At 36.3% G+C, this 22827-nt stretch carries 19 protein-coding genes and 2 pseudogenes; all 21 read right to left on the bottom strand.

Features of this window, described 5'->3' with window-relative positions; translation table 11 throughout:
* Nucleotides 1-2: 2 nt before the first annotated feature.
* The 21 genes and pseudogenes from mutS to yfmF all read right to left on the bottom strand — a co-directional run bounded on the left by mutS (nt 3) and on the right by yfmF (nt 22773).
* On the bottom strand, nt 3-2681 hold the full coding sequence (mutS, locus tag AABL52_RS08655; protein WP_341519163.1) for a DNA mismatch repair protein MutS: 2679 nt from the start codon (nt 2679-2681) through the stop codon (nt 3-5).
* Nucleotides 2682-2862: 181 nt separating this feature from the next.
* Nucleotides 2863-3405 (bottom strand): outer spore coat protein CotE, encoded by a 543-nt coding sequence (gene cotE / locus AABL52_RS08650; protein WP_001288800.1) that lies wholly within the window; start codon nt 3403-3405, stop codon nt 2863-2865.
* 125 nt (nt 3406-3530) lie between these two features.
* Nucleotides 3531-3962, bottom strand: coding sequence for a RicAFT regulatory complex protein RicA family protein (locus tag AABL52_RS08645; protein WP_000870464.1), 432 nt, complete (start codon nt 3960-3962; stop codon nt 3531-3533).
* 3 nt (nt 3963-3965) lie between these two features.
* Complete coding sequence (miaB, locus tag AABL52_RS08640) at nt 3966-5495, bottom strand: tRNA (N6-isopentenyl adenosine(37)-C2)-methylthiotransferase MiaB (protein WP_098238540.1); 1530 nt, start codon at nt 5493-5495, stop codon at nt 3966-3968.
* Nucleotides 5496-5924: 429 nt separating this feature from the next.
* Nucleotides 5925-6791 carry a 2-oxoacid:ferredoxin oxidoreductase subunit beta gene (locus tag AABL52_RS08635; protein WP_000190158.1) on the bottom strand — a complete coding sequence of 289 codons (867 nt, stop codon included), beginning with the start codon at nt 6789-6791 and terminating at the stop codon, nt 5925-5927.
* Complete coding sequence (locus AABL52_RS08630) at nt 6778-8535, bottom strand: 2-oxoacid:acceptor oxidoreductase subunit alpha (RefSeq protein WP_000625413.1); 1758 nt, start codon at nt 8533-8535, stop codon at nt 6778-6780. Before AABL52_RS08630 ends, AABL52_RS08635 begins: the two co-directional genes overlap by 14 nt.
* A 227-nt stretch (nt 8536-8762) precedes the next feature.
* The gene (locus AABL52_RS08625; protein ID WP_341519162.1) at nt 8763-9686 is read right to left on the bottom strand and encodes a dipeptidase; all 924 of its coding nucleotides are present in this window, start codon (nt 9684-9686) and stop codon (nt 8763-8765) included.
* A 58-nt stretch (nt 9687-9744) separates the two neighbouring features.
* The gene (spoVS, locus tag AABL52_RS08620) at nt 9745-10005 is read right to left on the bottom strand and encodes a stage V sporulation protein SpoVS (protein WP_000404341.1); all 261 of its coding nucleotides are present in this window, start codon (nt 10003-10005) and stop codon (nt 9745-9747) included.
* Between the two features lie 148 nt (nt 10006-10153).
* The gene (locus AABL52_RS08615; protein ID WP_001221093.1) at nt 10154-10948 is read right to left on the bottom strand and encodes a TIGR00282 family metallophosphoesterase; all 795 of its coding nucleotides are present in this window, start codon (nt 10946-10948) and stop codon (nt 10154-10156) included.
* A gap of 154 nt (nt 10949-11102) precedes the next feature.
* The gene (gene rny, locus AABL52_RS08610; protein ID WP_341519161.1) at nt 11103-12665 is read right to left on the bottom strand and encodes a ribonuclease Y; all 1563 of its coding nucleotides are present in this window, start codon (nt 12663-12665) and stop codon (nt 11103-11105) included.
* Between the two features lie 481 nt (nt 12666-13146).
* A pseudogene (locus AABL52_RS08605) lies at nt 13147-13569 on the bottom strand (recombinase RecA); the annotation flags it as partial.
* Nucleotides 13570-13837: 268 nt separating this feature from the next.
* A complete protein-coding gene (locus AABL52_RS08600; protein WP_341519160.1) occupies nt 13838-14461 on the bottom strand; it encodes a topoisomerase I in 624 nt (207 codons plus the stop codon).
* Between the two features lie 97 nt (nt 14462-14558).
* Nucleotides 14559-15167, bottom strand: a pseudogene (recA, locus tag AABL52_RS08595) (recombinase RecA); the annotation flags it as partial.
* Between the two features lie 144 nt (nt 15168-15311).
* A complete protein-coding gene (gene cinA, locus AABL52_RS08590; protein WP_097844225.1) occupies nt 15312-16550 on the bottom strand; it encodes a competence/damage-inducible protein CinA in 1239 nt (412 codons plus the stop codon).
* Between the two features lie 20 nt (nt 16551-16570).
* Nucleotides 16571-17149 (bottom strand): CDP-diacylglycerol--glycerol-3-phosphate 3-phosphatidyltransferase, encoded by a 579-nt coding sequence (pgsA, locus tag AABL52_RS08585; protein WP_001052972.1) that lies wholly within the window; start codon nt 17147-17149, stop codon nt 16571-16573.
* A 63-nt stretch (nt 17150-17212) separates the two neighbouring features.
* The gene (locus tag AABL52_RS08580; protein ID WP_097844223.1) at nt 17213-18124 is read right to left on the bottom strand and encodes a helix-turn-helix domain-containing protein; all 912 of its coding nucleotides are present in this window, start codon (nt 18122-18124) and stop codon (nt 17213-17215) included.
* Between the two features lie 21 nt (nt 18125-18145).
* Nucleotides 18146-18931, bottom strand: coding sequence for a DUF3388 domain-containing protein (locus AABL52_RS08575; RefSeq protein ID WP_000574107.1), 786 nt, complete (start codon nt 18929-18931; stop codon nt 18146-18148).
* A gap of 139 nt (nt 18932-19070) precedes the next feature.
* The gene (locus tag AABL52_RS08570) at nt 19071-19319 is read right to left on the bottom strand and encodes a DUF3243 domain-containing protein (RefSeq protein ID WP_000114455.1); all 249 of its coding nucleotides are present in this window, start codon (nt 19317-19319) and stop codon (nt 19071-19073) included.
* A gap of 75 nt (nt 19320-19394) precedes the next feature.
* The gene (gene ymfI / locus AABL52_RS08565; RefSeq protein ID WP_097844222.1) at nt 19395-20108 is read right to left on the bottom strand and encodes an elongation factor P 5-aminopentanone reductase; all 714 of its coding nucleotides are present in this window, start codon (nt 20106-20108) and stop codon (nt 19395-19397) included.
* Between the two features lie 103 nt (nt 20109-20211).
* On the bottom strand, nt 20212-21498 hold the full coding sequence (yfmH, locus tag AABL52_RS08560) for an EF-P 5-aminopentanol modification-associated protein YfmH (protein WP_341519159.1): 1287 nt from the start codon (nt 21496-21498) through the stop codon (nt 20212-20214).
* Nucleotides 21499-22773 (bottom strand): EF-P 5-aminopentanol modification-associated protein YfmF, encoded by a 1275-nt coding sequence (gene yfmF, locus AABL52_RS08555; protein ID WP_341519158.1) that lies wholly within the window; start codon nt 22771-22773, stop codon nt 21499-21501. It abuts the gene before it with no gap.
* Nucleotides 22774-22827: the final 54 nt, after the last annotated feature.

Below are 22827 nucleotides of genomic sequence, written 5' to 3'. Positions count from 1 at the left end.
ACTCATCCTTTCTTTAACTTTTTCTGCAAGCGATACAGTTCGTTCATCGCTTCTAAAGGTGTCATATCAAGTAAATCAATTTTTTTAATTTGCGTAAGTACTGCCGTTTCTTTTGCATCTAAAACTGGCTTGTCTTGTTTTTTCGAAGACTGTTCTCCACCAAAGAATGATAGTTGCGATTCTTCTTCAGTCTCTACCTTCGTTTCTTCTCTTTCTACTGGTTCTTCTTTTACAACTACAGGTTCTGGAATTACTTCTTGCTCTTGCGCTTTCACTTCTACACGCTTTGGAATAATAATTTCTTCTTGTCCTTCTAGTTGTGCTAACACTTCTTTCGCACGAGCGATTAAGCTATCTGGGAGCTCCGCAAGTTGCGCCACGTGAATTCCGTAACTTTTATCAGCTGCTCCATCTTGAATTTTATGAAGGAATACTACTTTTCCGTTCTCTTCAATAGCTGAAACGTGTACATTCTTCAGTTGATCTAAACTTTCTTCTAACACCGTCAATTCATGATAATGCGTAGAGAATAACGTTTTTGCCCCAATTTGGTCATGAATATGTTCAATGATTGCTTGCGCAAGTGCCATACCATCATACGTAGATGTACCGCGTCCAATTTCATCGAATAAAATTAAACTTCTTTCTGATGCATTTGCAATGGCATTTTTCGCTTCTAGCATTTCGACCATAAATGTACTTTGACCTGAAATTAAATCATCCGCTGCACCAATTCTCGTAAAGATTTGATCAAATACAGGTAATACTGCTTCAGTTGCTGGTACGAAACAACCGATTTGCGACATAACAGTTACAAGTGCTAATTGTCTCATATACGTACTTTTACCAGACATGTTCGGTCCTGTAATTAAAAAGACATCCATCTTCTCTGGCATAATACAATCATTCGGTACATACAATTTCCCGTTCAATACTTTTTCAACGACAGGATGACGACCATCTTTAATAAAGATTTCGCGCTTAGTTGTTAAAACAGGTTTTACAAACTGTTCTTCTTCACTAACTGTCGCAAAACTTTGCAGTACGTCTAGTTCACTAATTACTTTCGCTAAATGCTGTAATTTCGGAATGAATACTTTGACTTCTTCGCGAAGCGCTGTAAATAAATCGTATTCTAATTGTACAATTTTTTCTTCTGCTTCTAAGATTAACGTTTCTTTTTCTTTCAGCTCATCTGTTATGAAACGTTCAGCATTAGCAAGCGTTTGTTTACGCTCATAGCGACCTTCTGGTAATGCTGCAAGGTTCGCTTTCGTTACTTCAATGTAATAACCGAAAATACGGTTGTACCCGATTTTTAATGATTTAACTCCTGTAATATCACGCTCTCGTTTTTCAAGCTCAGCGATCCACGTTTTTCCGTTTTTACTAACGTAACGATATTGATCCAGCTTGTCATTATAACCGTCTTTAATAATATCTCCATCTTTAATAGAAAGCGGTGGGTTTTCTTGAATACTTCTTCCTAGTAATTCAGTTAAACTCTCACATGGATCCGCACCTTGAATTAACCTTGCTGCATAAGCATTATCTAACAAACTAATCGCTTCTAAAATAGCTGGTACTTGAAGTAAAGATCGTCTTAACTGTAATAAATCCCGTGCATTCACATTACCAAATGCAACTTTCCCTGCTAAACGTTCTAAATCATATACTTCTTTTAACTTTTCTTTTAAATCTTCACGTAAGAAGTAATCATTTACAAACGTTTCAACCATTTCTAAACGCTCTTCAACTTTTTCTTTCTGAATAAGTGGACGTTCCATCCACTGTTTTAACATACGACCACCCATAGCTGTTTTCGTTTTATCTAATAGCCATAATAATGATCCTGTTTTTTCTTTCGTTCGAAGTGTTTCTGTCAGCTCTAAATTTCGCTTTGAATGCACATCAATTTTCATAAACTGGTTCGTATAATAAATTTCAACTGGTTGCAAGTGATCTAACGAACGTTTTTGTGTTCTTATTACATAGTTAAATAAGCGACCAATTGCTTTAATTAACTTTGCTTGTGAAACATTTTTCACAAGATGTTCTAGCCCTTCTGGAATAGTTGTTGCATCTTCATACGAAATCGTCATTTTTAATGTTTCAGTTAATTTATTTAATTCATCTTTCGAAAATGTAGAATCTACAACAATTTCTTTTGAACCAGTTGCATACACTTCTAATAAAATATCTTCTACTGAACCTGTTAACAACGTTACTGTATTTTGTCCAGTCGTTAAATCATTACAAGCTAAAGCATACGATCCATCTTCAAAATGTGTTAATGCTGCTAAGAAGTTATTTTCTTTCTCATCAATAGTACGCCCTTCCATCATCGTTCCTGGCGTAATGAGTTGTACGACTTCACGGCGCACTACACCTTTAGCTGTTTTTGGATCTTCCACTTGCTCACAAACCGCTACTTTATATCCTTTTTCAACAAGTTGTTCAATATAGTTTTTAGCCGCATGATGCGGTACACCGCACATCGGTATACGATCGCTACTACCACCATCTCGGCTCGTTAATGTAATTTCAAGTTCATGAGCTGCTTTAACCGCATCCTCAAAGAACATTTCATAAAAGTCGCCTAAGCGAAAAAATAAAAAGGCATCTTGATAGTCTGCCTTAACCTTTAAATATTGCTGTATCATAGGCGTATATTGCGTCATACTTATCCTCCATAATTCTTACATAATAATCTATATTCATATATGTCACACTTCACGGACATCCATATCTCCTATTTCAGGAGTCTTTCTTCATTATAGCACATTTCATAAGGAATCATGTTCATTCAAGCACTACTTATGTAAAGTAAAAAGCTAGGAAGAACTTCTCCCTAGCTTTCTATTACTCTTCTTCTGCGTCAACGATAAAGTTCGGATCTAATTCTTCAAACTCATCATCATCGATTTGGAAATCTTCGTCTGATTCTACACAACCTTCAGGATTTACACTTACACAAATTTTCGTTTCTCCAACTACTTCTGTTACAAATTCACGTTCTACAGTCACAACAATTTTATTACCATTTGGTGATACAAGAGCTTCTAAACAATTTGGTGGCTGAATGACACGAGCAATAATTTCTAAATCATCACCAGAAAAGTTTTTATCACGATACCCGATACTCACTTCATCCGTGTAGTTCACACGTTCTGTCACAACTTCTGTCTTTGTATTACCATCAAACGAATACCAAGTGTTCACATCATAGAAACCTTCAATTTCCACATGCTTTCCATTCTTTCTTGCTTCGTACGAGTGGTTAATTACCCAGCACCCTAAAATACTTGTTGGCTCATTATTCGATTCACATGTATGCGTTGACTTTGTATACTTACGTCCTTTTCCAACCACTGCTTTTGTAATAATCTCTCTAAATTCGGACATTCGTAACCCTCCTCAATCACTATTCACTTAATCATATGCGTGACAATAGCGGAATGTGTCATTCTTTTTTCGAGAAGAACTTACGTTTAACCAACTAAAAAAAGAGATGTCAATTCGACATCTCTTTAACAACCACAATTTCCTTTTTTACTTTCTACCTCTGCGCCTGTTTCACCCTTCAATACATCACCATTAGTTGAAATTAATATTTCATCTGTTACGTTGTTAGAAATCGTACTGGCAACTAACTGTAGTAAGTCATTTACATATGTTTGTGAAGATTTAAATTCTTGTACAACTGGGATACTATCCAACTTATCTTGCAATGCATCAATTTCAGCTTCTACTTTTTTCAAAGCTTCCCATTTCCCGTAATGTTGCAAGTTTACTGCTTGCTTTTGCAGTGCTTTAATTTCATCAATTGCACGCTTTACATTTTCATTTTTATGAATTTGCGCCTCTGCTTTCTTAAAGAAATCAACTTCTTCTGTTTCAGAAATCATTTTTGCTAATTCTTTCGCTTGCTCAACAATGTCATCTTTCGTATATACTTTCATCAATTATTCCACCTCAATCGGCTCTTCAACTAATTCTCCGTTAAGAGACCAAGTTTTCGCATCCGTTACTTTTACTTTCACAAGCTGACCAATTAAAGATTTTGGCGCAACGAAGTTTACAAGTTTATTCGTACGAGTATAACCTGCAAGTACTTCCGCGTTATTCTTACTTTCCCCATCAACTAACACTTCTACAATTTGGCCTTTATAACGATCATTCTTTTCAATTGCCAATTTATTTACTAATGTATTTAAGCGTTGAAGACGTTCTTTCTTCACTTCCATCGGTACATTATCTTTCATTTTTGCAGCTGGTGTACCTTCGCGCGGAGAATAAATAAAGGTAAAGGCAGTATCAAATCCTACTTCACGATATAACGACATCGTTTCTTCAAATTGCTCATCAGTTTCATTTGGGAAACCGACGATAATATCAGTCGTTAATACCGCGTTTGGAATTGCTTCTTTAATTTTTCTTACAAGCTCTAAATAATGCTCACGTGAATATTTACGTGCCATAATTTTCAACATTTCTGTGCTTCCAGATTGAACCGGTAAGTGAATATGTTCTACTAAGTTTCCACCTTTTCCAAGCACTTCAATTAAGTGATCATCGAAATCGCGTGGATGGCTCGTTGTAAAACGAATACGGGCAATATCAACTTTACGGAGTTCGTCCATTAAATCGCCAAGTCCGTATTCAAAATCTTCAAAGTCTTTACCATATGCATTTACGTTCTGTCCAAGTAACGTAATTTCTTTATAGCCATTCGCAGCTAAATGGCGAATCTCTTGGATAATGTCTTCTGGACGTCTGCTTCGCTCTTTTCCACGTGTATACGGTACGATACAATATGTACAAAACTTATCACAGCCATACATAATATTTACCCAAGCTTTAATATCACCACGGCGTACTTTCGGAAGGTTTTCAATTACATCCCCTTCTTTTGACCAAACTTCAACTACCGTCTCCTTCGAGAACATTGCATCCTTTAGAATGTACGGTAATCTATGAATATTATGCGTTCCAAACACCATATCTACATGCTGATTTTTTTGCATAATTTTATTTACAACAGATTCTTCTTGCGACATACAACCACATACACCAATTAAAAGGTCCGGATTTCTTCGTTTTAATGACTTTAAATGACCTAGTTCACCGAACACTTTATTTTCAGCATTTTCACGAATGGCACAAGTATTTAATAACACTACATCTGCATCTTCAGTTGAAAAGGTTGGTTCATATCCAAGTGCAGTGAAAATACCCGCCATTACTTCCGTATCATGCTCATTCATTTGACAACCATATGTACGAATATAGAACTTTCTTCCTGTGCCAAAGTTGCGAAACTCTTCAGGTAAGCCAAAATCCCGTTCAATTTTAACTTCTTCTTTCCCTCGTTTTTTCGCATCTTTTAAGGAAGGTGGTTGGTATACACTTTCAAAGTATTTACTATAATCTTTCTCTTCTTTTTTCGTAGAGGAATTTGCTTGTTGATTTGCTAATCGTTGTTGCTCGTTCATCGGTAATCTCCTTTCACCCTTAACTATACACACTCTATAGCCCATTTTAATGCGCTTAGACTCACTTCAAAAATGGTTAGATAGCTTGAGAGATAACTTGTCCTTTGAAACTTGAGTAGTCAATCTAATCATTTATAAAAATGAAGTCTTCCCCACACACAAATAGACATTCCCTTTTAACATTTCTTTTTGTCCTACCCTAAAGCATATTGCTTTATCCTTATAAACATTACCATAGTATGAAGCGTTTCGCCAATTTTAACAAGAAAGAGGCTCTGTTTGGATCTTACATTTCATATACAATGAACTCACCATTTTCATACAACGATTTATATATTATTTTACCATTCTGAATTTTCTAAGTAAACAAGACTATCCTATATTTTCTCATAAAAAAAGGTTGCCACATGGCAACCTCCTCTTCTTATATTACATAAATTCAGCAACAAGTTCATCAAACATTTTCTGATCCATATTTAAATCAGCTTGCACTAAAGGCTTCTCACTATAGCCTTTTACAAGTTCTTGGTATGAAGGTTGCGCTGTATTTTGATAAATTAAACCTGTTACTAATCCGTTATTTTCCATTAACGTTTGCATAGCCATCATGCGATTAGACGGATCATATCCCTCTACTGTACTTAGTTTTGTTAAATTCTCTTTAAACCAATCGTAAGTATTTACTTTATTGTAAGTAACACATGGACTGTATACGTTAATTAATGAAAAACCTTTATGGTTAATACCAGCTTCAATAATTTGTGTTAATTCTTTTAAATCACTTGAAAAGCTTTGCGCCACAAATGTCGCACCAGCTGTTAAAGCCATTTCCATAACATTTAGTGATGGCTCAATTGAACCTTGTGGTGTGCTCTTCGTTTTAAATCCAGCTTCACTACGTGGTGAAGTTTGCCCTTTTGTTAATCCGTAAATTTGGTTATCCATTACGATGTACGTAATGTCGATGTTACGACGAATAGAATGGATTGTATGTCCCATACCAATCGCAAATCCATCACCGTCACCACCTGATGCGATAACTGTTAAATCACGATTTGCCATTTTCACACCTTGTGCAATCGGAAGGGCACGACCATGAATACTATGCACACCGTACGAATTAATATAACCTGAAATACGACCTGAACAGCCGATACCAGAAATAACAGCAAGTTCATCTGGATTTAAGCCAACGTTAGCTGCCGCACGTTGAATTGCAGCTTGCACCGAGAAGTCTCCGCAACCTGGGCACCAGTTTGGTTTTACACTGTTACGAAAGTCCTTAAATGTTGCCATTTAATACAACCCCTTTTTTGCATTCGTTGTAAATCTCTTTCGGCAAGAATGGGTTCCCATCATATTTTAAAAGACTAGAAATTTTCTCACCGTTACCAAGATTCATTTTCATAATGTTAGCAAGCTGACCTGTTGCGTTGTTTTCTACCACTACAACACGCTTCGCATTTTTCACAAGTGGATCGATTTCAGCTGTTGGGAACGGGTGAATTAAACGCACATGAGCATGGTTTACTTTCATACCCTCTTGTTCTAAGCGCTCCATTGCTTCTTCGATCGCACCACGAGTTGAGTTAAATCCAACAAGCAATACGTCTGCTTCTTCATGCTTAACATTTTTATAAACAGGGGTATTAAACTTCAAGTTCTCCATTTTACGGAAACGTTTGTCCATTTGATCTTTACGGTTTATTGCTGATTCAGATGGTTTACCCGTTTCATCATGTTCTACACCTGTAACATGGTGAACACCATTTTTCATACCAGGTAAAACACGTGGTGAAACGCCATCTTCTGTTACTTCATAACGCTTGAAGTATGCTTTATTTTCACGTTCTGGTAATTCCGCTTCTAAATCAAGCTTACCGCGACGAATTTCCACTTTATCTAACGTAAGCGGCTCTACCGTTTGTTTTCCTAAAGAAAGCTGTAAATCCGTTAAGAAAATAACAGGAACTTGATATTCTTCAGCTAGGTTAAATGCTTCTACAATATCATAGAAAGCTTCTTCAACTGTACTTGGCGCCATGACGATTTTTGGAATCTCACCGTGCGTACCGTAAATCATCGCCATTAAATCAGACTGCTCTTGTTTCGTTGGTAATCCTGTACTTGGACCACCACGTTGTGTATCAACAATTACTAATGGTGTTTCTGTAATACCTGCTAAACCAATCGCTTCCATCATTAAAGATAGACCCGGACCAGCAGATGCGGTTAATGTACGAACACCAGCATAGTTTGCACCGATTGCCATTGTACAAGCTGCGATTTCATCCTCAGTTTGGATTACTGTCCCGCCAACTTTTGGCAATTTTTTGATTAAGTATTCCATAATTTCAGATGCAGGTGTAATTGGATATGCAGACATAAAGCGAGCACCACCAGCTACCGCACCAAATGCGATTGCATCGTTTCCAATCATAAACATACGTTTCTTACCATCAGCTTTTTCAAGCTGCATCATGTTTACTTTCTCACCTAGCAATTCTTTCATATATTGAGAGCCGCGCTTAATTGCGTCCATATTCTTTTGAACAACTTGCTCTCCTTTACGACCAAAGATCTCTTCAACAACATCTAAATAAGCTGTTTCATCTAATCCTAATACCGCACTTGATGCCCCAACAGCAACCATGTTTTTCATTAATGATGTGCCTAATTCTGAAGCAATATCTGTAAACGGTATCACATATAGATTTACATCTGTATTATCAGGTATTGTCGGATTAAATTTCGCATCCGCAACTACAATTCCACCTGGACGTAGTTCGTGGAAGTTAAAATCAATAGTTTCTTGATCAAAAGCAATTAAAATATCTAAATCATCTGAGATCGCACGTACTTCTGTTGTACTTACACGAATTTTATTATTTGTATGGCCGCCTTTAATACGTGATGAGAAGTGGCGGTAACCGTATAGGTAATATCCTAATCGGTTTAATGCAATACAGAAGATTTCTCCTGTACTTTCAATTCCTTCACCTTGTTGGCCTCCAACTTTCCATGAAAGTTGACTAATCATCTCCTACACCCCTTTTGGCTGCATTCATTGTAGTGTATTTTTTTACAGTAATAGTTTAGCATTTTTTATACAAATAAACTACAACGGACGCAAATTATGCCTCTTCTGATTTCCCTGAATCTTTAGTATAAAGCTATTTTGTTTTTCATTCTAGTATTAGGTCTTAAAAAAAACAATAATATCAAATGAATTAATTCTAATTTTTCTGGATTTTTAAAACAAAAATCTTAAAAGCTTATATGTTCCACAAAATTATCATATAAAAATCGCTCTACAGTAGATGCTGCATAGTGTTTACACAGCTCATTCATTACATTTTCGTATTCTCTATACGCTGATACATTTACAACTGTTTCTAATATCCCATCAAAATCGGAACCAAATCCTATATTGTTCTCTCCACCTAATGAACAAATATATTCGATATGTTTTACTATATCCGCTATATTCGCTTGTTTTTCACTTGTTAGAAACTGTGGTACAAAAGTAACACCGATCATGCTATTTCGCTTTATAAGAGCTCTAAGTTGTTCATCGTTTAAATTACGTGGGTGCTGACAAAGTTTCGTACAATTTGAATGGGAGGCAATAGGATTTTTTGCAATTTCTATCACATCCCAAAAGCTTCTTTCATTTAGATGAGATACATCAGTCCATACATGTAACGTATTAAGTTCTTGTACAACATGTTTACCAAAAGTCGTTAAACCCGCCTCACGTGTCTCTAGTGCACCATCAGCTAATAGATTGGCATAATTCCATGTTAGCCCAAAAGAACGTACTCCTAGACGATAAAACAACCGTAATTTCATTGCCTCTTTTCCAATTGCTTCGCATCCTTCTAGTGTTAATATCGCTCCAATCTCGTCCTGTTTTAACATGTTAATATCATCTTTTGTCTGAATAACCTTCACACCCGGTAATGATAAAATTTCATTATAAAAAATATCTACCATTTGTAATGCCACTTCAAAGCGTTTTTCATATAGCACCGTTTCTGGCACATATATAGCAAAACATTGTATACTCCCTTTTCTTTTCTTTAATTGTTCAAATGTAATATGTAATTTCGGATCGTTTTTAAAATCCTTTTTCCCCTGTGCACTCCATAACTGAAAGAGTACATCACAATGAGCATCAAAAATTTTCATTTCCATTCCTCCATTATAAAAACAACCTGTTTGCATACTGCAAACAGGTTGTTTAAACTTAACGAGGTTCTACAATTAATTTTATTGCTGTACGCTCTTCCCCATCAATCATAATATCTGTGAACGCTGGGATACAAATCAGGTCCAAACCACTAGGCGCTACAAATCCTCTTGCAATTGCTACTGCCTTTACCGCTTGGTTCAATGCACCTGCACCAATGGCTTGAATTTCTGCTGTTCCGCGTTCGCGAATAACACCTGCAAGTGCACCAGCTACAGAATTAGGGACCGACGTTGCTTTAACTTTTAATATTTCCATTCCGCGTTTCCTCCTCGTTTCTATAAAAAGTATTAGCAATTATTTCACTTTAACTTATATTCACGAGGAATGACGCGTATTCCTGCTAAATTTCTGCAATTTTTCTAAAAAATTAAAAAATAATAACTTTTCTAATTTTACCTAGGAATTACTCAAAAAACGGTTGATCATCATTAATTAAGATACGCTGAATTTTCTTAGCTTTTCCTGTATTAGGATCCACATCAACTAGCACTGCACTTAATTGCGTTCTACCACTTGTCACTTCAAATCGTACTGGTAAGTTTGTTAAAAATTTCTTCAATACCGCTTCTCGATCCATACCTAAAATCCCATCGTAAGGCCCTGTCATACCAACATCTGTGATATATGCCGTCCCGCTTGGTAAAATACGATTATCTGCTGTAGGAACATGTGTATGTGTACCTACTACTGCTGTAGCACGACCATCTACATACCAACCTAACGCTTGTTTTTCACTTGTAGTTTCCGCATGAAAATCAATAAAGATAATATTCGTACGTTTTTTTGCAATGTTAATTAATTCATCCACTTTACGGAATGGGCAATCAATTGGAGGAAGGAATGTACGTCCTTGTAAGTTAATAACTGCAACTTCTGTTCCATTGCAATTCACAAAGATAAGTCCTTTTCCTGGAGTTCCTTCTGGGAAGTTAGCTGGTCTTGCAAGATATTTTGCGTCATCAATAAATTCAAATACTTCACGGTTATCCCAAGCGTGGTTTCCAAGTGTAACCGCTTGTGCTCCGCATTCTAAAAAGTTTCGATATATTTTTTCCGTAATTCCACGTCCACCTGCTGCATTTTCTCCATTAATAATGGTTACTGTAGGTGTATATTTTTTCTTTAATGCCGGTACGTATTGTTGAATCATACCTCTACCAGGAGATCCTACTACATCCCCAACAAATAATATTCTCATATGTCTTACCCTTCCTATGTACTACATTTTTTATTACTATAGATCCAAGTGATTTCCTTACCATATATGTATGATAAGTTTGTTTCACTTGTATGCTAATTTCCTTTATTTTAACCAATTCCAACACAAAAAAATAAAGTGGTGTTTCACCACTTTATTTTGCGTATTCCACTGCACGTGTTTCACGAATAACAGTTACTTTAATATGCCCTGGATAATCCAGTTCATTTTCAATACGTTTTCGAATATCACGAGCTAAACGATGAGCTTCTAAATCATCAATTGTATCTGGCTTTACCAGAATACGAACTTCTCGTCCTGCTTGAATTGCGAAAGATTTTTCTACGCCTTCATAAGACTCTGAAATCTCTTCTAACTTTTCAAGACGACGAATATAGTTCTCAAGCGTTTCACTACGAGCTCCAGGTCTTGCAGCTGATAATGCATCTGCTGCTGCAACTAAAACTGCAATGATAGAGGTTGGTTCTGTGTCCCCGTGGTGAGATGCAATACTGTTTATAACTACAGGATGCTCTTTATACTTCGTTGCGAGTTCGACACCAATTTCAACGTGGCTACCTTCTACTTCATGGTCAATCGCTTTACCGATATCATGTAATAGACCAGCACGTCTTGCTAGTTTTTCATCCTCACCAAGCTCTGCTGCCATAAGTCCAGTTAAATATGCAACTTCCATAGAGTGTTTTAAGACGTTTTGTCCGTAACTTGTACGGTATTTTAAACGACCTAAAATCTTAATTAAATCTGGATGTAATCCGTGAACACCCACTTCAAACGTTGTTTGCTCTCCGACTTCGCGAATATACTCGTCCACTTCACGTCTTGATTTTTCGACCATCTCTTCAATACGCGCTGGGTGAATACGTCCGTCCTGTACTAGTTTATCAAGAGCGATACGAGCTGTTTCACGACGAATTGGGTCGAATCCAGAAAGGATAACCGCTTCTGGTGTATCATCGATAATAAGGTCAATACCTGTTAACGTTTCTAACGTACGAATATTTCGACCTTCACGTCCGATAATACGTCCCTTCATTTCGTCATTTGGAAGATTTACAACCGAAACGGTTGTTTCAGCAACATGATCAGCTGCACATCTTTGCATTGCAAGAGATAAGATTTCTTTTGCTTTCTTATCCGCTTCTTCTTTCGCACGAACTTCACTTTCTTTTACCATTACGGCAATTTCATGAGAAACTTCACTTTCTACTTTACCAAGAATAATTGCTTTCGCTTGTTCGCGTGTCAGATTGGAAATGCGCTCTAATTCTGTTTGTTGCTTTTGAACTAACTCTCCCACTTTGCTTTCCAACTCTTCAATCTGTTGTTGTCTCGCTACAAGAGCATCCTCTTTCTTTTCTAACTGTAGCTCGCGTTTATCGAGCGTTTCGTCTTTACGATCAAGGTTCTCTTCTTTTTGCATTAAACGATTTTCTTGTTTTTGTAATTCGCTTCTACGGTCACGAATTTCTAATTCAGCTTCTGTACGAAGTGTATGAATTTCATCCTTTGCTTCTAAAAGCGCTTCTTTCTTAAGTGCTTCAGCCTCACGATTCGCTTCGTCTAGAATACGTTTCGCTTCATTAGCTGCACCATTAATCTTCGCTTCAGCAATAGACTTTCGAACAAAAAAGCCAACAACTGCACCGACTGTTGCAAGCAAAATGGAGATGAGTATCCAAACTGTACTACTCATGATTTCACCTCCCCTTGCTATGAATGAAAAAAGACTGTCGGCATGTACATTGAATACCAACATACAGCAAAGACCGTCGTCCCACTTTTTTAAGGGACTTTCTTCATTTCACAATTAAAATGTCATATTATTATTTCGGCAAGATTTAAGTCTTACTCCGAATATTACTTCTCTTCTTGAGAAGAGTGTTTCGTATATAAGAAAAAATATACATTCTCATTGTATCTATCGCAATTTTCATTGTCAAGCGTTGTCTACTTTTACTTTCTTTACCTTTAGCCCTAATTCATATATGAATTTAAAAAGCAGACAGCATATTATCCTGGAAAACCTTAGTAAATTCCAGTTTATTCATATAAAACATGCATATATTCCTCTTTATACATAGCCTTTTATGCAGATTAAATATTTTCTCTCCAACGATATACAACGCTTTCATAATAATTAAAAATAAAAGACACGGTCCCGTGTCTTTTATTTTTTAATCTTGAAGATTTGAATCTTCCGCGTCTTCCACACCAGAGTCTTCACCAATTCCGTGATGATCACGAACAAAGAAGGCAATTTCCTCTCTTAAATCCGTATTCTCTTTTAAGAATTGCTTCGAATTTTCACGACCTTGTCCTAAACGCTCTTCATTATAAGAGTACCAAGCACCACTCTTTTGAACGATATCAAGTTCAGAAGCCATATCTAAGATTTCACCTTCTCTTGAAATACCTTCTCCGTACATAATATCAACTTCAGCAACACGGAATGGTGGTGCTACTTTATTCTTAACTACTTTTACTTTCGTTTTATTACCAACGATATCGTTACCTTGCTTTAATTGCTCCGCACGACGTACTTCAAGACGAACTGTTGAATAGAATTTCAACGCACGACCACCTGGAGTTGTTTCTGGCACTATCTATAGATTTTCCATCTCTATAGTCCGGACTATCTCTTCATCTCTTTACAGAGAGCCTTGCACTTCCAGCAGTAGCCTATCATCTGCCGTACCCTACTCAGTTAACTAAAAGTCCTTTTCGGTAGTCTCTACACCTTCCCCATATAAATATGAAGCTTGGCACGGTATTACCCTAAATAATGGTGGGCTTCACCGTTAGCAACTATATGAATAGTTACACCCTTAGGCAATAAGGTTCACAAGGTTTTTTAACATGCTATCACTAGCAAGGGAAACCCAAGGTAAACTCCTTAATCTTTTGCGTGACTTTTTCTTTATTCGCTAGCTCTTCTTCATGTATAACAAGATATTTATAGCAGCTCTCTTTCATAAATAAAAGTTTTCTTTTATCTCGTTCTTTTATTTTTTTGAGTGAGTGTGCCCATTTTCCATGGACATCTAAACAATATTTTCTACCTAAGTAGAAATCAATAGACCACTTATCGATTCTTTTTTGCTTAATGAACGCCAAATCTAAGCTTAACAATATCTGTTCAACCTGTTGTTCCAGTAAAGTATCATAATTTTTCTTTCTGACCTTTACATTAAGCTCTTTTCTCCTTTTAGCAACACATGTATCGGATACGCCATACTTAACGGCAATTTCAACATGTGATAAATATGGATTTTTTAACTCTTGCTTAACTTCTGCGGTTTTAGGCAAGTAAATCTTCCTATGTCTGGTTCTTTTAATTCCGAGTAACTTTAATATTTCACCTACTCGCCTTTCATCAAGATCAATTTCTTTACCTATATCTTTTAATTTTCTCTCCGCATGTGTCGCAATAAAATCCACTTGCCATTGTTCTATGTTTCGATAAGTTCTATTTCCAATTGTCACCGCCACTTTAATCTCTCCTTATAAGAAATCCCTTATAAAGACTTAAATGAAGAAGACAAATAAAGATTCAAGTACTACACTCTGACTAAGCAACTTGTAGTTGATTTCCGAACATAACCCCAACTTTTTCACGAATTTGGTTAATAAAGATTGCGATTGTTTTTGATTTATTAATTGCACCTGAAAGTTTACGAAGTGCTTGAGACATTAAACGAGCTTGTAAACCTACGTGTGAGTCACCCATGTCTCCTTCGATTTCAGCTTTCGGTACAAGAGCTGCTACAGAGTCAATTACAATAATATCAACCGCACCACTTCGTACAAGTGCTTCTGCGATTTCTAAACCTTGCTCCCCTGTATCAGGTTGTGATAATAGTAATTCATCTATGTTAACGCCTAATTTTTGTGCATATACAGGATCCATCGCATGCTCCGCATCAATGAACGCTGCTTGTCCACCTTGACGCTGTACTTCAGCGATTGCGTGTAATGAAACTGTTGTTTTACCTGAACTTTCAGGTCCGTAAATTTCAATAATACGGCCACGTGGGTATCCGCCTACCCCTAGTGCCACATCAAGTGCTAAAGAACCACTTGAAATTGTAGAAACTCTACGCTCCGCTTGTTCTCCTAATTTCATAATTGAACCTTTACCGAATTGCTTCTCTATTTGTTTTAACGCCATATCTAATGCCGCTTGACGATCACTCATTCAAAATTCCTCCTTAACTGAATTGCTAATCTTATTATACCTATTTTCAATTCAATTTGCCAACAAAAATCGAACATTTATTCGATTTTTTTATTTTCCATTAAATAAAACTGCATTTAAGCATAAAAAAAAGCTAGAAGAAACTTATATCTCTTCTAGCTTTTTATATAAATGATAAAATCCATATTTCGCTGAACGTTCCCTAATTTGTTGACGACTTCCACTTAAATTAAGAGAAAAGACTACAGTTGGTTCATCCTTCATCGCCAATCCAACAAATACCGTTCCCGGCTCTTTATGTTCTGAAGCATCCGGTCCTGCTACCCCAGTGAAGCTAATTCCGATATCTGCTTTTAATAAACCCTTAACATTTTCAGCAAGATAACGAGCACATTCTTTACTAACTGCACCATCAGTAGATAACACTCCCTCAGGTACATGTAAAACATGCTGCTTCACATCATTATGATAACAAATGACACCGCCTTTAAATACTGAAGACACACCAGCACTTTCTGTTACTTGATTGCCAAAAAGACCACCGGTTAAACTTTCTGCACACGCTAAAGTTAATCCTTTTTTCTTCAATAACCCTATCGCCTTATCATGCAGAAACTCTTGATCATACCCGTAGAAAAATTCTCCTACTCTTTCTAAAATCAAATCTTCCATATGCTGAATGAGTTTCGCCGCTTCATCAGCATTTTGATGTTTGGCAGTTAAACGTAGTGTCACTTCTCCATCATTCGCAAGTGGGGCGATTGTCGGATTCGTTTGTCCATCAATTAAATCTTGAACTTTCACTTCTAATTGAGATTCCCCAATCCCGAAGAAGCGAAGCACACGAGAATAAATGTTTTCTCCTGTTGTAAAGTTACGTAAAAAAGGCTCTACATAACTTATATACATCGGCTTCATCTCTTTCGGTGGTCCTGGTAATAAAATATAAACTTTCCCGTTCTTATTTAACCCCATACCAGGTGCCATACCGTGATCATTCGCAAATACAGTTGCTCCATTCAAAACGAGCGCCTGCTTTTTATTATTCTCTGTGAACTCGCGACCTGTACGCTTAAAATAATCGCTTATCGATGCTAATGCCTGTTCATCATACACTAGCTCTCCACCCAAACTAGAAGATATCGTTTCTTTCGTCAAATCATCTTTTGTCGGGCCTAATCCACCTGTGAAAATAAGCATGTCAGCACGTTCTTCCGCAACTTCAATTGCCTGCTGTAATCGCTTGTTATTATCTCCAACTACAGTATGGTAGTACACATTAATTCCAATTGAAGCTAACTTTTCAGATAAAAACTGGGCATTTGTATTTGCAATTTGTCCAAGTAATAATTCAGTTCCAACCGCAATAATTTCAGCATTCATCCCAATTCCCCCATAAACTTCTATTTTGAGTTTACAAAAGCAGCTCTATTTTTCCAGAAATAATCCCACCCTGAAATAACAGTAAAGAATAATGCAATCCATATAAAGATATCAGCAACTGGGATATGGATTAAATTTAAAGGTACATCGTGTAATAAATACGCTGCAATCGCAATAATTTGTGTCCACGTCTTAATTTTTCCTAACTGATTTGCTGCCACTACTTCTCCTGTTCCAGCAAGTACAAGGCGTAACCCTGTTACTGCAAACTCACGGCTTATAATTACAATAACGATCCAAGCAGGTACGTATTGCATCTCAACTAACGTGATAAGTGCTGCTGAAACAAGTAATTTATCAGCTAACGGGTCAAGAAACTTCCCTAAATTCGTTACAAGATTATACTTTCTTGCGTAATATCCATCAATCCAATCTGTAGCCGAAGCAATAATAAAGATAAGTGCCCCTACTAAATGTTGAATTGGTAAATCAACATCACCAATTGTGTATGAACCCCAATCAAAGGGCGCTAACATAATTACCATAAAAATTGGAATTAAGAAGATTCTAGATATTGTAATTTTATTTGGTAAATTCACAGCTATTCCTCCATCATATCAAAAACATTTGTTCATTGAAAAAAGTCATCGAAGCGATGACTGTTATTGTGCTGGTTGCTCTATCCCTTGGTTTTTTATCACCAATCTTTGGTGAAGTTCTTTTTCTGTATCCAATGGGTAAGCGACCACTTGGCCATTCAGTTTAACTTCAACATTCGTTGCATTTCCAATATTAAGTCGCACTTCTTTTACTGTTGATACATCATGTTTTTCTACTTGGCCCTCTTGTACTGTAGTGTTTAGAATTTCGTTCCCCGCATCATCTTTAACATCTACATAACTCGCACCTTTACTCGATATTTCCAGTTCTAATGTTTTATTATTATGAATTTCCAAAGTAGATACTATACCAGTTGTTCCAACTACTTTTACTTCTTGTTGTCCAGTTGGTTGTGCGGGTTGTTCTTCTTTCTTTGGCTCTTCTTTCTTTGGTTCCTCTTTTTTCGGCTCTTCCGCTTTCACTTCTTCTTTCTTCGTATCTAACGGAGAGTTTTCCGCTTTTTTAACTTCAATTTTCTCACTTTGAGAATTCGGAACTTTCTCATCACCTTTTCCAGTTAACGCTTGGAAAACAAACCAAATTACCACTCCAAATGCGATTACTAACAACGCAACTAAAATTTTTGGCATATGATCTGCAATTGGCCATGATGAAGATTTTTGCATTGTTTCTTGTGTTTTTTGTCCTGTTGATACTTGTGGAACGTCGCGTTTTTCAGATTGTGGTATCGTACTCTGATATTCTACAAGCAGTTCCTCTCCATTTAAGCCAACCGCATCTGCGTATTGTTTAATGAATGCACGCGCATAAAAAGCTCCTGGCAATACATCATAATTGCCTTCCTCAATCGCTACTAAATGGCGTTTTTGAATTTTTGTAATCTCATGCAGCTGATCAATAGACAAGCCTTTCGTTCCTCTTGCATCTTTCAGCTTTTGTCCTAATTCTGTCACTACTAACACCTCAATATTTCTTTAAAAGTCAAACATAGAGAAATTATTTTGCGTACCTTGCTCAATTTCATCTACTAAATTATATTGAATTTCTTCATCATAATCGTTACGCAACTCGATAATATAATCAAAATCATCCAATGTGTATTCTGACTGACTCACAAATACGTCAGGATGTTCCACAACTTTCGTTGCAGGTAATCTCATAATTTCACGAACAAGCTGCCAATGCCTTTCGTTAGCACGCTTTGTTGACACGATTCCATCTAAGATGAAAATATTGTCGTCGCTATATTCATCTTCAATCAATTGACTACGAACAGTTTGCTTAATAAGAGTAGATGATACAAATAACCATCTTTTATTTGCACAAACACTTGCGGCAACAATGGATTCTGTTTTTCCGACACGAGGCATTCCTCGTATCCCGATTAGTTTATGACCTTCTTTTTTCATTATTTCAGCCATAAAGTCTACAAGTAACCCTAATTCATCACGTACAAATCGAAATGTCTTCTTATCATCTGCATCTCGTTGTATGTACCTACCATGTCTAACCGCTAACTTATCCCTTAGCTTTGGCGGACGATATTTCGTTACCGTTATGTTATCCATCGTATTTAAAATTGATTCAAGTCTAGAGATTTGCTCTTGATTATCACACATAAGGAGTAATCCACGTCGTGCATTATCTACACCATTAATTGTGACAATATTAATGCCGAGCATACCGATTAACGAAGAAACGTCACCAAGCAAGCCAGGTCGGTTTTTATGTATTTCATATTCAAAATACCATTCAATCATCCAAGATCACTCCCCTTGCTTACTTTACACCTACGTACTATATTATATGATTTCACCTTAATAGGGAAGCTAAATGTATAATCTAACCCGCGTTATTATTATACAAAAAAAATAGAGAGGAGAATCTCCTCTCTATTTTTTACTTATGTTGTACAAACTTCACCATTAAGTTTGCGATTGTATGTTGCTCTTGTTCATCAGCAACCTTCCAAAGCTCAGACAATAATTTCTCTTGATCGTTGCGCGCTTCTACTTCATTTGCTAAATAATCTCCAACACGAAATGCCATATCTGATACAGCACCACCATCAAGACCTTTTCCTGATGCCTGTTCTAAACGTTCTCCTAAAAAGCTCTTCCATTGATCAAAATTATCTAAAACTGACATGTTTAAGCACCTCACTACTTAGTAATAGAATCATGCTTAATTTGCACAGTTTTTTATTTTTTATGTAACAATTTTTTAGCAATGCCAACCACCATTCACTCCGATAATTTGTCCAGTTATGTAAGATGCACCTGGTGATACGAGGAATGACACTGTTTTCGCTACTTCTTCCGGTAGTCCTAATCGGCCTAACGGAATCTCTTCAGCAATTTCATTCTTATCCTCTTCTGAAAATACATGTAACATTTCCGTTTCAATTGCACCTGGTGCCACCGCGTTAACCCTTAATCCACTTAATGAAACTTCTTTTGCTAAAGCTTTCACATATGAATTTTGTGCACCTTTTACCATCGAGTAAAGCACTTCACATGATGCGCCAATTTGGCCCCATATAGACGAAATAAGTACAATATTACCGTTTCTCCGCTGAATCATAGTTGGTAATGCCATTGATAATAGTTTATAGATGCTCTTCACTTGAAGTTCTACCATATAATTTAATTCATCGTTCGTTACATCTGTTACTAATCCAAAAATACTCTTCCCAGCTGCATATACGATAACATCAAGGGGATGTTCAATTTGTTCCCACAATCGCTCCGCTCCATCACTAGTAGCTAAATTCGCTTGAACAGGAATCACTTCACCCCATTCTTTCTGTAACTCATTCACTTTCTCTTCACCGTTATTATAATGAACATATACTGTATATCCATCTTGAATTAATTGTTTTGAAATAGCAGAACCAATCCCTCCGCTTCCTCCAGTTACTAATGCATACTTTTTCATATAATTCCTCTCTTATCTCAACAAAATCTTTTTCCTACAAATAAATAATACCCTCATCTTACAATTTATCAATGATAAGATGAGGACATTATTATGAAACCTTTTATTTTTTCGGTAAAACTTGACAAACACTCATTTTCTCTTCTGATAATAATAATTTGGCCACTTCTTGTAAATCTTGAACAGTTAGACTTTCTAATACAGTCAATGCCTCAAACAGACTCGATTCATTAAACGCATATCGTGTAAATTGATTTGCAATATATTCCGGTGAATTCAAGGAGCGTAAAAAGCCACCTATTTTCTTTTTCTTTACTCGTTCTAATGCCGACTCATCTAATTGATCATAATTTGTATTTAATAAAATATCTTTCAAACGCTCTTCCAGCTCATCAGGTTGCTTCGTATCGCCGCCAACCATTGCAAAACCGAAGTTATTCTCCTCCGTATAATCATACGAGAACGAATCATCAATAAGCCCTTCGTTATATAAAGATTCGTAATGAACGGAGCTTTTTCCAAATAAATAATCTAAAAGTAGCGTAAGCGCAATTTCTTGTTTTAAAAGGGCTTCCCCTTTTTCTTTTAAATTTGTCGCTTTAATACCGACTAAACATTTAGGTGTTTGTATAGGCATTGAAATAATTTTCTTCTTTTCATTTACCTCATCTGGCTCTTCTTCAAATGAACGTACAATTTCTGGTTGGTTTTTATAATCTTTTTTCGCTTGATTTTCACGCACTAAATCCATTGTTTTCTCTGGATCAATTGCACCCACAACAAATAGCAACATATTGCTCGGATGATAAAATGTTTCATAACATTCATATAATAGGTCTTTCGTAATTTTGCTAATAGACTCGATTGTCCCTGCAATATCAATTTTAATTGGGTGCTTTACAAACAAGCTATCAATTAATCCAAAGTATAAACGCCAATCTGGATTATCTTGATACATTTGAATTTCTTGCCCAATAATCCCCTTCTCTTTTTCAACTGTTTTTTCAGAGAAGTAAGGCTCTTGTACGAAGTTTAGCAATGTATTTAAATTTTGTTCTACATTTGATGTACATGAAAAAAGGTAAGCTGTTCTTGTGAAAGATGTGAAAGCATTTGCCGATGCTCCTTGTTTACTAAACAATTGGAACGCATCGTGATCTTCTTTTTCAAATAATTTATGCTCAAGAAAATGAGCAATCCCATCAGGCACACGAACCATTTCTTCTTTACCTAATGGCACAAATGTATTATCCACAGAACCATATTTTGTCGTAAACGTGGCAAATGTTTTATTAAATCCTTGCTTCGGTAAAATATATACATCTAATCCATTAGGAAGTTTTTCATAATAGAGTGTCTCTTTTAATTGCTTATAAACAATTTTCTCCATTTATTCTCCCTCCGTTCCATGTAAAAAGTAAATTGTATCTAGTTCAATATTTTTAGCAACTTTCACAATCTCTTCTTTCGTCACACTTTCAATACCTGTAAGCCATTCTTCAACCGGACGTGTACGCTCTGAAATAATACCATGATACAGCATTTCCACAAACCCGCGCGGTGTATCAATAGCCTCTAATATTTGATTTTGAATGACACTTTTCGTTTGGTGCATCTCTTCTTCAGAAAAATCACCATTTTGCATCGCTAACATTTGTTCTTTAATAATCTCAACAGCTTTTTCATAATTTTTCGCTTCGATTCCTGACATGACAAACAATAAGCCTTTATGACTTTCAAAACGAGATGCTGCATAGTACGCTAAACTATTTTTTTCACGAACGTTAACGAATAACTTCGAATGAGAAAATCCTCCAAACAGTCCATTGAACAGTTGCAGCGCAAAATAATCTTCGTCTTTATACGTAATAAACGTACGATAACCGATGTGTAATTTACTTTGTTTTAATTCTTGTTTTTCCACAACTTCTTTTTCTTCATTATTTCTCTTATGAAGAAGTACATTTCTTTCTCTCGCAGGACGCGCTGAAATAGAAAAATACTTATTTACAAGATCAACTGCGTTTTTTGAAATATCACCAATAATGTATAGATCCATTTCATCTTCCGCTAACACTTTTTGATAATATTGATACAAACTTTCACTTGTAATAGAAGAAACACTCTCTTTTTTCCCATTTGCACTTAAACGATACGGTTCTACTTTACACATTTCTTCAATTAAACGCTCGTTTGCATAGCGCATTTTATCATCATACGTAGCTTCAATTCGTTGCAAGAGCGCTCTTTTTTCACTTTCTACGATAGAAGGTAGAAAACCATTCCCCTCTATTGCTGGATGTAAAACTATATCCGATAACATAGAAAGTGCTTTTTCAAATAACGGTGGTGCATCATGTAAATATACTTCATTTGCAATGTCTACATAAATAGAGATGATATGGTCTTCTCCTTTTTTACTTACATCTACTGCCAAGGACGATCCGTATAATTCTTCTAAATATTGACGAAGGCGAATTACAGAAGGAAGCTTTTCTGTCGCACTTTGCAATACGTATGGCAATAGAGCACGCTCTGTCACCGTCTCCTCATTTAAAGGTGCTTTCAAACGAAATACAAAAGTATTTGTTTTATATTTATCAGTTGGAATAATATGTACTCGTAAACCACCTAACTCATGTAACTGTTGTTCCATTAGTTTCATTTATAGCCCTCCTTTACGTATGTAGGAATATTCCTCTTCAATATACAGTTTTTA

The sequence above is a fragment of the Bacillus paramobilis genome (genome assembly GCF_038096195.1).
In the GTDB taxonomy this organism is placed as follows: domain Bacteria; phylum Bacillota; class Bacilli; order Bacillales; family Bacillaceae_G; genus Bacillus_A; species Bacillus_A mobilis.
The sequence above is the reverse complement of the archived record's forward strand: the minus strand, read 5'-3'. Positions and strand labels throughout refer to the sequence as shown.